The sequence below is a fragment of the Bacillus cereus group sp. MG9 genome, from assembly GCF_040459995.1.
GTDB lineage: Bacteria > Bacillota > Bacilli > Bacillales > Bacillaceae_G > Bacillus_A > Bacillus_A mycoides.
On the sequence record NZ_JARVHC010000001.1, the window covers coordinates 3,153,505 to 3,167,866 of the forward strand.

Here is a 14,362-nt window from a genome sequence, read left to right on the forward strand (position 1 = left end):
TTAATAACCCTCCTACTTCGTGTTTGCACACTTATGAGGAAACGTGTCGCACAAAGGATTATTTTGTTATGTTTTCTAACAAACTTCATTTCAAAGTTTTCAGATCCAGATGAACCTCTAGACGCATACACCATATACTAATTTAAATACTTCCTAGGAAAGCAGGTGAAAACTATGCCATCTGTTGTTGGAAATCTGGTTGTACAAAATAGTAACGGTTCTTTCAATTTAGGTGATTTTTATAACGTTTCTCCAAAGGAAAATACAAAAGCTTATAATGGTTCAGGATCATCAACTGTTGCTTTTGTTGCCAATACCTTTAGCGGTGTTAGTGCAACAAACACATACGATTCTGATATTGCAGATCAAAACCAAGTTGGAACAGTCTAGAATTGTTCATTTTCCTCTTCCTCCCCTGAATAAAACTCAATATTCCGTAAATAATGTAGATAGGCTGTTAAACAGCCGGAAATCTCTTATGTGTAACCGTACTAATCGAGACTTCCTTGGAGATGAGCAGTTAGCTTTTGCTAGCTGCTCTTTTATTCGCTTCGTCAATTGCAAAAGTTATACTGTCTGGAGCCCATCCTGAGTAATTATCCATAAAGTTATAAACCGCTTGTTCCGTCCATCCCCTTGAAAGTATTTCTTTGCAATGTGTTACTAAATCTTCATAGGTATGTATATTTTTTCTCGTTGTAACTATGTCCTGAATTTCTTCAAGACTAATATCTAATTCCTCACACAACCGATCTAAATGATAATTATCGGTATCATACATCCACGAATAATCTTTCCCTCGTTCAGAAGCATCCACTATTGTTTTAGCTATCAATTCAATTACTTTTGTTTTATCCATCGCTTATTCCCCTTTTCGAATAATCTTTTTTATATTACACATACTACCTGCAAGCCGACTTCCCACCGGCTTCACTCTTTCAAATCGGAGCTCTCTCCTCCGTATCGTTTAAAAACATGGCGGGTAAATTAGTCAATTACCTGCCGTTTTTACGTATAATCGTAAAATTCCTTGTCCATACTGCTTAGAGAAAACATCTTAAGCCATTTGTGTCAAACTCCAGCACAAGGCATTCGTAAGGCCGTTCCGATAAAAGGTGCGGCATTATTTTATCCCCGTATTCCCCTTTTCGATTAAAATAATGCTTTTATTCAGAAATACAATCCATGTCTATTACACTTTCATAACTACACTTTTTATTCGAACAGTTAAGGAATATTAAATCCTCGCTCGTATCTATATCTAATTTTTCATTACAATTTGGACATATTAATTCACTTTTCATCTTTTTCCCTCTTTCTTATAAAATTCAAATTTGATATTAAATCTTTGTAAAGATTATTAGAATTCATTCCTTTTAACCAAAAAACTTTATATACTAAAAGTACAAATAATTGATTTGCAAATATCTCATTTATGTATGACATACCTTTTATTGCTAGGAGAAATCCTAGCTTTTTATTTTCCCCTTTGAATAAAACTTAATATTCCGTCAATAATATAGGTAGGCGATAGCCAGAACTCATTTAATGAAGTCCCTAGCCTTTCTCCATTCCCCCTTGGAGAACCAGCCGAGCAGTTAGCTTTTGCTAGCTGCTTTTTTACAAATACTAATTAATTTATCCAAGCACGTTTTGAAAAATCCCGTATGATATGGTGTATTCCTTTCTTTGAGAAAACGAAACTCGTCACAAGGGCACTTTTATGAAGTGCTCTTATTGTGTTTCAAATACATACAAAATGAAATTTTTATTAAGTTCACTTCCGAATAACTTTTCCAATCTTGTTTACACTATAACCGTAACTTAAAGTTACACATCATTACTTGTAGGGCCTAATTTCTTTTGTACAACAAGTAGTTAGTTAATTGAGCTAGCTGCTTTGTTTTTTAACCATTTTTGTATGAATACAATTTATATACATAATTTCTGAAGTGAGATCCATACTATATATTAGGTCCTAGGTCTTAACATCTAAAACCCTTATTTCAGCCTTAGACCTAATAAAGCGCTCCTCTCTCTTACTTGGGGCTAAGCAGTTAGCTTTTGCTAGCTGCTTTGTTGTGCCAAATGTAGTTTTTATTAGGTATTTGCACCTCAATGAATAACTCACATATACTATCATGTGTGCCACACTACTCTCTGAGGGCCCAACTTACTGAGAGCACTACTTGAAGGTGCTCTTTTTAGTTTTGTCTGAATAAATCCCCAATTTATGTCCATACTTTGAATACGCCAATCTGTAACAATTGATTTTCCTCCAAAATGGGGCAGTTAGCTTTTGCTGACTGTTCTTTTGTTTGAAATTAAAATAGCGTTTTTGTTCCAAATGATGCCCTCATTCATTTGGACACATTTACCAGTATTTTTACCAAAAAATTCATGATATCGTTAATTAGTCGAGTACGTCATTACTTGATGATTACCCTTAGGAGCCCCGCAGACAATCGGGGTTTCTTTTATTTAAATAATGACTTTATTAAGTTTTCTTTTTTACACCAATAGTACATCCTTTATTAACCTGTTATTTTCATATTCCATAGAAAAAAATAATAAAGTTTGCTTATGATTTTTTATTACTACCCATTTCCTCTTATTCTGCATTCCTATAAATAGACAACAGCATAGGATAAAAGGTAAATGATAAAATCATGAGAGGAGCTTGGATATGCAACATAATCCACGTTTTTACTATCAATGTCAAAGCTCAATGGATAGCATCTGGAATAACAATAATTGGATTTATGATTGGAATCCTTATTATTACAGTAACAACAATAACGCCTGGAATCACAACCGGAATCCTTATTGTGAAAACATTAGATTAACAGATTATGGAGCTAGACCATTTGTATTGAATATTAACCAGGCCACTAAACAAAACCATACTTACCGCACCGCTTTATGGACAGGAAAAAACTTACAAGTAACTTTAATGAGTATTAATGTTGGAGATGACATAGGTTTAGAAGTACACCCTACAACTGATCAATTCATACGTATTGAAGAAGGACAGGGACTTGTTCAAATGGGTGATAACAAAGATAAATTATATTTTCAAGAAATGGCCTATGATGACTATGCAATTATGATACCTGCTGGAAAATGGCATAATGTAATCAATACGGGGAATAAACCACTTAAAATTTACTCTATATATGCACCTCCAGAGCATCCATATGGTACAGTTCATGAAACAAAAGCAATTGCCATGTCTACTGAAGCAAGTCGGTATTACTAATAAGAAATTATCTTTGTCTTAAACTAAATTATTGTTCAAATACTCCACAAACCTAAAAAGATCACAATAAACCTTGGTCATAGAGCGCCTTAAAAAGCGCTCTTTAATTTTCAAATAACTATTTTGTTCAAATTTTAGATAGATGTTAATATTCTTACTAAAGAAGGTTTACTGATGAAAAATTCATGGATAAAGATTTCTTTAATCATTTTCATAGCACTTGTCCCTTTAATAATTTTATATTTTGTTGGTATGTCACTTTTTTGGAACCAGCCATAAGTGAATGGTTATTTAATAAACAGCCTGTCAATACTGTATATGACATTAGATTTTCTCCTTGTTCCCCCTTGGAGAGCCGAGCAGTTAGCTTTTGCTAGCTGCTCTTTTATTCTTATTAGCTTGTCACACTAAAATAAGCTATACATATATTGAATTACTGAACGAAACTCACTGATTTCCATAAAAGAGCCTCCGACCAGTAGACGGAGCTCTTTTTACTTTTAAAGCTGGCTACCAAATAGCGGTTTTATTAAGAACTAATGATTTTTATATTTTTTAAGTTTGTCATCACAAGTAATTTTTATAATTAGTTAATTTCTCAATATAGTTTGTGTATATAATTCCATTCAAAAATACATAATACCCACGTAACTATTTAAAAATACATCGTTTTTATATCTAAGTTCAAAAAGGAGCTATATAACATGGATAAAAAAAATCTATTAAGTCAACAACTTGATCATGTGTCATTGGATGCGCTGAATACTCCTAGTAAGGCCCAAGAGCAAATGCAAGAAACATCTCAGGAGGCACATGATTCAAGTACTCAAGCTTTACGTGGCGAAGATTTACCAATTTCAGACGTATATAGAACAACGAACAAACAGTAAATTTCAAAGGGAAAAATCTTAAGAACGAGTGAACTTAATTCTTTTCCCTTTTCCTATTCAAATAACGCTTTTATATGAAATTCGTACACATTTTTGACACATCAACCATCACAATTACTTGAAAACTCGTGATAATATTAATTCGTCGAATACGCCAAATTTCGACACCGCACGACAATAATATCTCTCCTATAAAATCCCTGTCCCCGCAGGGATTTTCTCTTTTATTCATTACTTTTTGTTGCACTGAATTCCCATCCTAAATAAAATAACTTAACATGGTAAAATATTATTTGGATGGGAGTCCAATACATATTATTAAAATTAAGTTGGTTCAAGTCGGAGGAAGGCACCTTAGGGTGTCTTTTTTTACGGTAAGGCATTAATGTTTTCTATGTCTCGATTAGTGAATAATTTCACATTTTGTAATGACATCAAAAGCTTTTATCATGAAGACGGTTATTTACTCACTAGCTATATGACTATTGTTGATATTGATCTGCTAAATAGTGCTGTGATATGCACGGATTCTTTTTATAACAAGATGAAGCTTATGTTTCTATCTAAAATGAGTGCATTTTGGTACATTATGTTATTTATACATATTGCAACTAGTGTAGTAGCATTAGTAATTGGTCCTTTTACATTATCCACAAAATTTAGAGAAAAGAATATCAGTCGTCATCGAATGATTGGAAAAATCTATATGATTGGTATATTATTTGGCGGCGTTTCAGGACTTTATTTATCCTTTTACGCTACGGGAGGATTGGTAGGAAAGCTTGGTTTCGGTTTGTTATCCGTATTTTGGCTAACATCGGCATATCAAGCATTAAACAGAGTTAAGAATAAAAAAATTCAAGACCATCGGAATTGGATGATCAGAAATTATTCCTTAACCTTTGCGGCAGTTACATTAAGAATTTGGCTACCTTTATTTGTATTGCTATTTGGACTGAAGCATTTCGAACTTAGTTATGCTGTTATTGCTTGGTTAGCGTGGGTGCCAAATTTAATCATTGCAGAATTATTTATAAGACAAAGTCTTAATAAAGGACAACAACAGAAAAATGCTGATTTACATTTTTGATGCAATTTATACGTAACTCGGCTGAATCCCTTAGGGTGTTTTTCTTTATTTTCAAAAGGACCTGCTCAATTCATGCGTAAAAACATAAAGTAAATTGAATCCGTTAAAATACATGAGTGACCCCTTGTTTTATCCTCTTATCTAAAGGAGGAACTATTATGGGCTTTGGTGGTAGTTGCAGTAGTTGTGGCGGTGGCTTTGCTTTATTAGTTGTATTATTTATTCTATTAATCATAGTTGGAGCTTCTTGCTTCTGCTAAAAAAACTATCAGAAAAGACACTCCTATGTGAGTGTCTTTTCTTTCTCTAAAGTTAGTTACTTAGAGAAATCAACTCATTTTTTTCGTATTGGGGAAGAATGTATTTCTTAACTTGATGGGCATGTGCAACTACCCCATCACTATCAAGCTAACAAAATAAAATACCCCCAAGTGTAAAAATACGCATTCTTTCTGTAGACTTATAGGAACGAATGACGTTTTTTCACACTTGGGGGGAAAGCAAATTCTTAAGTTGATAGGTACGTGATAAAATTCCTTTATCCATATACAAAGTTTACTAAATTTAAAGGTGTTTTGAATTACATTCAAAACTTGTTTATGTGTAAAACCATATTTCTCTACATACGATCACTTCACCAAAAGTGAAAAATTTTACGTTCGGATACTATTTGGAAATATTTAATTCAGCTACTAGAACATTAAGATTTTTTACTAATTTAACCAATTTAAGTAAATACATAGTACTGAGGGAAAGAAAATAAAGAATGAACCCCAATAAGGACTAGTGACAAGATGTAAATCAAAAAGTAACATGAATCTACTTTTCAATTCACAGTATAGGTGCTCCTTTTATTTGGTATGTAAATCTTTCAATAACCTGTAAAATGACAATAAAGTTATTTAATTTTAAAAGCTCAAACAAGTATAACCCCGTTCTAAATACAGGACGGGGTTAAAAATATAGTTGTTCAATCTTGATGTAAGATACTTTACTACACTTAAAAATATATCAATAAAGTCGTTTGAAAATCTAAGTTTTATTCAGCAATAGCGCCCGATTGCGGAAAATATGTAACTTCCTTTTATATGTTGATCCAAAGAAAGTAACTGAATTATTGATTTATATCCATATATTATTTTCAGCAGTTAGTTTGGAATTAGTTTCACCAGCGTTGACTACACCTTTAGGCTCTACCAGCATTATATGGCATTCCTTTTCAGCATAAGGCTTATGCTCCACACCTTTTGGTATCACATACATTTCTCCTTTGGAAAGTTTAACCTGTCCATCGCGGAATGCGATGGACATCTCGCCGTCTATCACGATGAATACCTCATCGGTGTCTTTATGATCATGCCATACAAAATCTCCTAGAATCTTAACTAACTTAAACTGATAGTCATTCATTTCACCAATTACTTTGGGCGACCAGTGTTCACTGAATTTGGACAGTTTCTCGCTTAGATTAATAGCATTATAATTGATATAAATCCCCCCAGAACTATTCTTACCCTTATTTTACAACTTCGATAGATTAATTACTATTTTGATTAAGATTTCAAAAGTTTCTGCTGATCTTCCACAAAATGGCCCGATTGCGGAATAATGATTTAACTTAGTTGCCACCATATTAATTCCTGAAAATCCACTGTTTATTGAATGATCAAAATCTCTTATTGCGATCTTAGATATTTTTCTTTGAAGATGGGACTTAATTCACTCCAAACATCAAATTTATTACCATCTAAATCATAAAAAACAAAGTTCTTTCCAGTGTGTCCTCTGTTCTCGATTTCTCCAACTTTTATTTCTTCTTTAATAAAATCACTATGGATTGATTCAAGTGCATTTAAACCATTAACTTCAAATGTTAAAGAGAAGCGCTCTTCATCACAAAAATCGTAAAAATTTAAGCTTTGATTTGCTTGGGATTTAACCAGAAAAAAACTTTGGTTTGCAAAGTTCAGAATAGCCTTGTCTTCATCTTTATAGCTTAACTCTGCACCCAATTTGTTTACATACCATTTTGAAGAAAGTTCTACATTGGTAACAGGAATATAAATAGTTCCAACCCTCAATAATTTATCTTTCATTCTACCCTCTCCTTTCAGTAATTCAAATAGCATTAATAAATATGTTCTCTTTTTATGTAACTATTGCCTTTGAAAATTCCACAATTTTCTTTATGATGTTTCTTTAGTTCCACAAACTTACTCCATTAAATGGCCCACATTTTTTAACAACTTTATTGTAAACTAAACAATTTTTTTATTACTTAACAAGAAGACAATAAATAGGTCGTCTTTTTTTCTTCAAAACATAAATAAAAGTTTTATTTTTTCTCCTGATTTTCTACTTTTTCAGTTTTAGAACTGACTCCATCTTTAAATCCATCCCAAAGGTCACAATCATTATATATATAACTTAATATAATGATTATATTATACATTTAAAAGACTATAAACAAAGGGGTTAAAAATCCCCTTGGAAATATTTAATAAAATAACGTATGAATCCATCACAAGGAAAAGAAGCTAACAATAAATTGTTAACTTCTCAGCTTAAGGCAAAATAGTATCTTTCCTTATCTTCTACTATCTAGATTGTGATTTAATATTTGTAAGATGAGCATCAAACATATCAATTATTTCAAGAAATCTATCAGCTTCACGAAAAACATGGTCTGCTAATAATGGATGAATGATACTCTTTATTTTACATTGTTCAATTAAATCACGTGCCGTTTTCTTAAAATCCCGAAGAGATGTAACTGACACACGATTTTGATCTAAAAATTGATCTAAAAGAGGAACTGTTTGGGATTGTGGTTTCATAGATTCTAAGTCAATTGCTTGATACATCAATTCATCAAAATCATTGCTAAAATTCCGGGCTGTATCTACAAGCTTTCTTTCCGATGGATCAAGAAGATGACCAATAAATTTAGCATGGTCTGCCATAATCCTTAAAAAGAAAACATTTTCTTTAATAATAGCATCAGGAAGGGCATCTAATTTACCTTCATTTAATTCAATTAAACGTTTTCTAAAATAATTAGCTTCCCTACTTGTATGGTCAACTAACAGTGGGAAATTATTTTGTCCTGGCAATTTACATGTGAGAATTAATCCTAGAATTTTTCGTTTAAATCCCCAAATATTAGTTGCGGCTTGTTGTACTTCTGAATTAAATCTTTTTATTTGTCCAGGATCTGTTTCATTTGTATAGGAATTCGCTATTTGTTCGATATGTTCAAACAATCTATAAAATTGATTAGCCTCTTCGATTAGTTGGGTATCCTCGCATCTAAACCCCAATCGAAGAAAAAAAGAATGCTCCTTCATGATTCTAGACCAAAAACGAATTTCATTTAATGAACGTTCAACAAACATTACAGACGTAACACCCGTATCAGGATGTAATGAGGTTTCATCCCTATTCATTCTAAACCCCCCCAGTAAATACTAAGCTAGTTCTATTCTTATGAGTAAATATGTATAAAAATACCATCAATAAAAGTTCATGATGAATAATGACAAATCTCGTAAACATGTAAAATTAACCTATCATTATCGATAGCCAAAAAAAGCTCCCTCTTTATCTATTTTTATATAAGGAGTGAGCTTTTCTTCTGAAGTTTTCCTGGTGCAACCTTAGCTTGATAGCGATGTGATGCAACTACTCCTATATAAACATTTATATTATTTTTCATAATCCCCCTACTTCCAATAGCAATATACTTAATACTTTCCATCACTACATCTCATTTCCTTTTTTCATAAAGCGAAACTTTAATCAGTGGGGGTTTTGTCCATCCCCCACTGATTATTAGCCTTCACCAATCGGGCTTTTACGGGCAGTTGATCTCCCACCTAACTCCCTCGCATTCGCCGAAATTTGAGGTGGGAGTCTTACTGCCCGGCAAATAGCGGGATAAAAAAAGAGACACAGAGATTTCTCTCCATGTCTACTAATTATCTACTTCTTCACCGCATGAACATAATGCACCGTCTCAAAAGCTTCTAAATAATCGTTTCGTCCCTCAAAATACATTTTATTAATATCCTCTGGTGATAAGTGCTCATAAATGAGTAAGTCCGATTTCTCTAACAGTGCTTCCATTTCTCCGTGAGAAAAACATGATTTCATCGGTTCTCCGCCTACCGTAGCCATTGCCCTGCACACTACTCGTCCTTGCAAACGCCATTCTCGCAAACTGGACCGGCTTCGTCTGAAGTAGTATTCAGCACGGCCAGTGACTGTGATTCAGCCCATGTTTTCTCAAGCGCTTCGAGAAACACATTCGCCGGCTGCGCACCAGAAACAGCATATTTGCGATCGATAACGTAAAACGGCACGCCACTTACACCCAAACGAATGCCCTCGAGATGATCCGCTCGCACTTCAGCCGTGAACTGATCGCTTTTCAGCATCTCTTCTGTAGCTTTCGGATCAAGTCCTACTTCAGCGGCAATCGTAATCAACGTTTCATGACGGCCGACATGCTTACATTCGGTAAAATAAACTTTGAACAACAGCTCAGCTACCTCATTATTTTTTCCATGCTGCGCCGCAAAGTGAAGCAGACGGTGAGCGTCTAACGTATTTGTCAGCTGAATCGTATCAAATCTAAGGTCCAAACCATCTTCTTCAGCCTGTTTGGCAAGATTCTCGTGTATCTCCTTTGCTGCTTCACGGCTCATTCCAGACCTAGTGGAAAGCGCATCGTACGCATCATATTCCGTATCTTTCTTCGCATTTTCATTCAGTTGAAAGCTTTTATAAACAATTTGCACTTGATCTTTATGAGCAAATTTCTCAAGCCCTGCTTCAATACGACGTTTCCCAATATAACAGAATGGACAAGCAATGTCTGACCACACTTCTACTTTCATTTAAAAACCCCCTTTATACTGCAACCACGTCTCAACTTGGTTGACTATATTATGCATAGTACAATAACCTCTTGAATAAAGTCAACTTAGTTGACTTTATTCAAGAGGTTATTATGGATTTTGGTGCGAATAATTAAAAAAGATATATAAAGACGTAGATTTTTCGTTTCGCTATATTTTATATTCTCCATTTTTATCACTCGAATTTTAGCTCTGCAACTGGATATAGGGCTGTTTTTCAACAAAAACCGAAATTCACTGAAAGCCTACCCTTCGTCCGTTGATAATTGTAAAGTGACCTTTTAACCCCCTACCCCATAACAAAAAAAGAAAGTTTCATAATCATAGATTATTATGAAAATAATTCCTTCAAGCCTCCAGATGGTATATAATGATATAATAATCTGCTTTTATATGCTCAATTTTACACAATAGAGGTTATTCATAGGAAAGAGGTACAAAAATATGAAAACAAAACAAACAATCGCTGCGTCTACACTAGCTTTAGCAATGATTACTGGCGCGAACTCAGCTCATGCGGAAGTAAATGATGCTACTCCCCAGCAAAGTACTGGAGATCGATTAGCTGAAATTAAGCAACATAGACAAGAGTTAGATGCGAAATTACAGCAGCACAAAGAAAATGTGGATCAAACATTAAATGAACTTAACCAAGTTAAGGAAAATGTTGATACAAAGGTTAATGAACTACATCAACGTAAACAAGTTGCTGATGAAAAAATCAGCGAGATTAAACAACAGAAACAAGAGTTAGATGCAAAACTTCAGCAAGACAAACAAATCGCCGAAGATAAAATTGCTGAAATTAAAGAGCATAAAAAGCAAGTAGATGAAAAAGTTGCTGAAATTAAAGAGCATAAGCAAACTGTTGATGAAAAGGTTAATGAGATTAAAGAACATAAACAAACTGTTGATGAAAAAGTGAATGAAATTAAGCAGCATAAAGAAAATATCGATGCAAAGGTTAATGAGCTTAAGGAAGTAAAAAAACAGGTAGATGACAAATTAGCTGAGTTAAAGAAAGCGAAACAAACTGCTGAGGACAAACTTGCTGAAATTAAAGAAAATAAACCGAATACAGGTAACACATTAGAAGAACTTAAGAAAATTAAAGGCAATTTAGATAGTCTTTCATCTAACTTAGAACTAGCTAAACAAGATGTGAAAAACAAATTAGCTGAGTTACAAGAAGCTAGACAAGATTTACTAAATAAAATAAACGAAATGAAACAAGCGAAACAAACTGTTTCAGACGATTTAACTAAGAAAAAACAAGACTTAGATATTAAAATAAATGATTTTAAACATACTGAGAAAAAAATTGATGACAAATTAGCTGAGTTACATACAACGAAGCAAAATGTAGATAACAAAATTAATGAAGTATCACAACCTAAACACACGACAGTGAATAATAACACTACAACTACTACTGTTCCAGCGAACAACAATGCTAGAGAACTTCCTAACGCTGGTAGTGAACAATCAAATAATATGACTTTAGGTATGTTATCTGTATTAGGCGGGGTTTTATTAATAACACGAAATAAAATTAAAACGTTATTCTCAAAATAAAGCCATTATATCTATTTTAAAATAATCATACAAAGGCCAACTGCACATATATGTACGGTTGGCCTTTTTTCTTTATATTAACTGCCCATCTCTAAGCGTCAATATACGATCACATACATCAAGCATTCTTTCATCATGTGTAATCATAATTGCTGCTTTTTGACTTTCTTTCACTTCACGTTTCATCATTTCCACAACTTCACGTGCGCGTTTTGAGTCTAAGCTTGCAGTTGGTTCATCCGCTAATATTAAATCTGGGTTGTTCATGAAAGCACGAGTGATTGCTACCCTTTGTTTTTCCCCGCCCGATAGTTGATTTGGATAATGAGTTTTTCTTTCAGATAATCCAAATGCTGCTAGCAAGTGATCCGCACGCTTTTCAGATTCTTGTTTGTTTTCTTTTTTTAGCTTTGCAATGTAAAGCAATTGTTCTTTTACATTTAAATATGGAACAAGATTTGCGAACTGGAAAATGAAGCCGATTTTTTTCAAACGAATGTCTGTCATTTCCTTTTCTGATAACTTCGTAATATTTTGCTCACGAATGTAAATATCCCCTTTTGACGGTGATAGTAAAGCACCTGCGATTGATAATAACGTACTTTTCCCTGATCCAGAAGGACCGACGATTCCGATAAATTCTCCAGCTTTCACATCAAGCGACATCGGATGAAGGGCTGTTACTTCTGTATTCCCTTCTCCGTACACTTTACTTACTTTGTCTAATTTTAATAATGAAGTCATTACATCCCGCCTCCAATTGCTTCTAATGCATCAACTTTTAATACTTGATATAACGAAATAAGTGTTCCTAAAATACTAATGACGATAAAGATTGCTGCATATTGTGCAATCATCGGTGTTGTTAATAAGAACGGCATACCCGCTGGTAAAATTTGTTCTAATCCTTGTACAAGAACTATACTGATTATCATCGCAACGACTGATAAGAATAACGCCTGCACGACTAAGCTATTTGCTAAATAAGAATTTTTCGTACCGATTGCTTTTAGTACACCTAATTGCTGTGTTTTTTGCAATGTAATTACGTAGAAGAATACACCGATCAGTAACGCAGCGATAACAAGTAAGAACGCAATGATCATCGTTAATGTTCCTTGCTCTTCTTTAAATCCTGGAATACTTTGCAGTACTTCTTTTTTGTCGATAACATGTGCATTTTTAATTTCTTTATCTGTATTAAGCGCAATTGCACTATAATCTTTTTGGTTTGGTTGTGAAATAGCACCCCATACGTCTTCATTTACATAAACGACTGGTGTATGGCTAAACATTTGATCTTTCGTAAATCCAACGATTGTAAATTCTTTCTTTGAAACAGGATCAATAATTGTATCCCCAATATCAATTCCTTTTTCTTTAATTGATTCATCAGCAACCATTTCGTTGTTTGCTGTACCTAATTTCTCACCTTTTACAATGTTTGGTTCTAAAAATGAATCACGTTCACTTGAGAAAATAGCAACATCCACTTTTTTCGAACTATCTTTCTTTTCATACGTTGAAACTTTCACACGAAACGGAACGGCCTCTTTCTCGCCTACTTGATTTACTACGTTATCTACATCATCTTTCTTAATTTGTGAACGAAGTAATTTATTTTCCGCATCATCTGCTAAAACGAACTTATTTGCCTCCATATTTTGAATCGATGAAGCATTATCATATGATAGTCCATTTGCTAATCCTGAAATAACAAGGACTAAAAATGATAATAACACCATAATAAGTCCGATTAATCCGTATCTTAATTTTGATTGTTTTAATTCACGCAGAGCTAAAAACATTTCGCTCGCTCCTTCCTCTTTCTTTCTATGCACTTATCATAAAAAAGAAATATGAACGGAATATGAACAGAAGATTACAGAGTGTAAGATTTAATTTTCAGAAAGTATTGAAAACAATTAAAATCCTTGATACAATTCAGTCAAATAATCTTGACCGAATAATTTTATTTAAGGAGTTGATCATGTTGAAGCCCATGTTAACACTAACTACTTATAGCCAACTAAAAGCAATAAGCGATCCACTACGTGCCGAAATGATGATGCGTCTATGCGAACGTCCTTATACAGGACAACTGCTATCTGAGAAATTCGGCATTTCAAGGGCGAAAATTCATTATCATTTAAAAGAATTAGAGAAGAATGGCCTTATAGAAATCGTATATACAGAAGAAAAGAATGGCATCGTTCAAAAGTTTTATCAATCTGTCGCTAAAGGATTTACCCCTGCCGCGGACCTATTACCTCATTTAGAAATATTAAGCGAATCAGGTCGCCAAATCTTTTTACAAATGACGGAAAGAACGAAAAGCCATATTCTCGCTGCACCAGAAGAATCTTTTACATTACGAAATGCAAGTGAAGACCCAGCTGAGTGGAATTACGTTTCATCCTGCTGGGAATTTGATGCTACGCCAGAACAATTTCAAGTGTGGGTGAAAAAGTTTCATGAATTAATGGCTGAATTAAACGAAATCACAAAAAGTGCGGATAAAGATCCAAATAGTAAAGCTTATTATATTTCTACTACTGCACTTCAAATCGCTGAGAGAACAATGCAGCAATTTGTAAAAAAAGAAGAAAAATCGTAATGCGATTTTTTT

Annotated in this window: 15 protein-coding genes and 1 pseudogene; 7 read left to right on the top strand and 9 right to left on the bottom strand. The window is 33.7% G+C overall.

What is annotated here, in order from left to right:
* Window positions 1-174: 174 nt before the first annotated feature.
* The gene (locus QCI77_RS16170; protein WP_002084597.1) at window positions 175-390 is read left to right on the top strand and encodes a spore germination protein; all 216 of its coding nucleotides are present in this window, start codon (window positions 175-177) and stop codon (window positions 388-390) included.
* Between the two features lie 130 nt (window positions 391-520).
* Here QCI77_RS16170 and QCI77_RS16175 read toward each other — a convergent pair whose 3' ends face one another.
* Window positions 521-859: a hypothetical protein gene (locus tag QCI77_RS16175; protein WP_002084596.1), complete on the bottom strand. Its 339-nt coding sequence runs from the start codon at window positions 857-859 to the stop codon at window positions 521-523.
* A 1,827-nt stretch (window positions 860-2,686) separates the two neighbouring features.
* On the opposite strand from QCI77_RS16175, the gene QCI77_RS16180 reads away from it, so the two are divergent.
* The 4 genes from QCI77_RS16180 to QCI77_RS16195 all read left to right on the top strand — a co-directional run bounded on the left by QCI77_RS16180 (window position 2,687) and on the right by QCI77_RS16195 (window position 5,499).
* Window positions 2,687-3,259 carry a cupin domain-containing protein gene (locus QCI77_RS16180; protein WP_002084594.1) on the top strand — a complete coding sequence of 191 codons (573 nt, stop codon included), beginning with the start codon at window positions 2,687-2,689 and terminating at the stop codon, window positions 3,257-3,259.
* Window positions 3,260-3,963: 704 nt separating this feature from the next.
* Entirely contained in the window at window positions 3,964-4,149 is a 186-nt protein-coding gene (locus tag QCI77_RS16185; protein WP_113769953.1) for a hypothetical protein, read from the top strand.
* A 544-nt stretch (window positions 4,150-4,693) separates the two neighbouring features.
* The gene (locus tag QCI77_RS16190) at window positions 4,694-5,239 is read left to right on the top strand and encodes a DUF2306 domain-containing protein (protein ID WP_113769993.1); all 546 of its coding nucleotides are present in this window, start codon (window positions 4,694-4,696) and stop codon (window positions 5,237-5,239) included.
* A gap of 158 nt (window positions 5,240-5,397) precedes the next feature.
* Window positions 5,398-5,499, top strand: coding sequence for a YjcZ family sporulation protein (locus tag QCI77_RS16195; RefSeq protein WP_000505688.1), 102 nt, complete (start codon window positions 5,398-5,400; stop codon window positions 5,497-5,499).
* A gap of 862 nt (window positions 5,500-6,361) precedes the next feature.
* Here QCI77_RS16195 and QCI77_RS16200 read toward each other — a convergent pair.
* The 6 genes and pseudogenes from QCI77_RS16200 to QCI77_RS16225 form a co-directional block, all read right to left on the bottom strand.
* Window positions 6,362-6,727 carry a cupin domain-containing protein gene (locus QCI77_RS16200; protein WP_113769952.1) on the bottom strand — a complete coding sequence of 122 codons (366 nt, stop codon included), beginning with the start codon at window positions 6,725-6,727 and terminating at the stop codon, window positions 6,362-6,364.
* Between the two features lie 188 nt (window positions 6,728-6,915).
* Window positions 6,916-7,335: a VOC family protein gene (locus tag QCI77_RS16205; RefSeq protein WP_353825233.1), complete on the bottom strand. Its 420-nt coding sequence runs from the start codon at window positions 7,333-7,335 to the stop codon at window positions 6,916-6,918.
* Between the two features lie 501 nt (window positions 7,336-7,836).
* Window positions 7,837-8,685 (bottom strand): DUF2935 domain-containing protein, encoded by an 849-nt coding sequence (locus QCI77_RS16210; protein ID WP_113769950.1) that lies wholly within the window; start codon window positions 8,683-8,685, stop codon window positions 7,837-7,839.
* Between the two features lie 164 nt (window positions 8,686-8,849).
* Entirely contained in the window at window positions 8,850-8,996 is a 147-nt protein-coding gene (locus tag QCI77_RS16215) for a hypothetical protein (protein WP_353825234.1), read from the bottom strand.
* Between the two features lie 224 nt (window positions 8,997-9,220).
* Window positions 9,221-9,415: pseudogene (locus QCI77_RS16220) on the bottom strand (class I SAM-dependent methyltransferase); the annotation flags it as partial.
* Window positions 9,416-9,426: 11 nt separating this feature from the next.
* The gene (locus QCI77_RS16225; RefSeq protein WP_113769949.1) at window positions 9,427-10,137 is read right to left on the bottom strand and encodes a DsbA family oxidoreductase; all 711 of its coding nucleotides are present in this window, start codon (window positions 10,135-10,137) and stop codon (window positions 9,427-9,429) included.
* 465 nt (window positions 10,138-10,602) lie between these two features.
* Between QCI77_RS16225 and QCI77_RS16230 the strand changes: the two genes are divergently transcribed.
* Window positions 10,603-11,733, top strand: coding sequence for an LPXTG cell wall anchor domain-containing protein (locus QCI77_RS16230; RefSeq protein ID WP_353825235.1), 1,131 nt, complete (start codon window positions 10,603-10,605; stop codon window positions 11,731-11,733).
* 72 nt (window positions 11,734-11,805) lie between these two features.
* Here the strand turns inward: QCI77_RS16230 and QCI77_RS16235 are convergent, their stop codons facing one another.
* Both QCI77_RS16235 and QCI77_RS16240 read right to left on the bottom strand, forming a co-directional pair.
* Window positions 11,806-12,477: an ABC transporter ATP-binding protein gene (locus QCI77_RS16235; protein ID WP_002084586.1), complete on the bottom strand. Its 672-nt coding sequence runs from the start codon at window positions 12,475-12,477 to the stop codon at window positions 11,806-11,808.
* A complete protein-coding gene (locus QCI77_RS16240; protein ID WP_002190134.1) occupies window positions 12,477-13,541 on the bottom strand; it encodes an ABC transporter permease in 1,065 nt (354 codons plus the stop codon). The genes QCI77_RS16235 and QCI77_RS16240 overlap by 1 nt, the downstream gene beginning before the upstream one ends.
* A gap of 185 nt (window positions 13,542-13,726) precedes the next feature.
* Between QCI77_RS16240 and QCI77_RS16245 the strand changes: the two genes are divergently transcribed.
* On the top strand, window positions 13,727-14,350 hold the full coding sequence (locus QCI77_RS16245) for an ArsR/SmtB family transcription factor (protein WP_002190135.1): 624 nt from the start codon (window positions 13,727-13,729) through the stop codon (window positions 14,348-14,350).
* The last annotated feature ends 12 nt before the right edge of the window (window positions 14,351-14,362 follow it).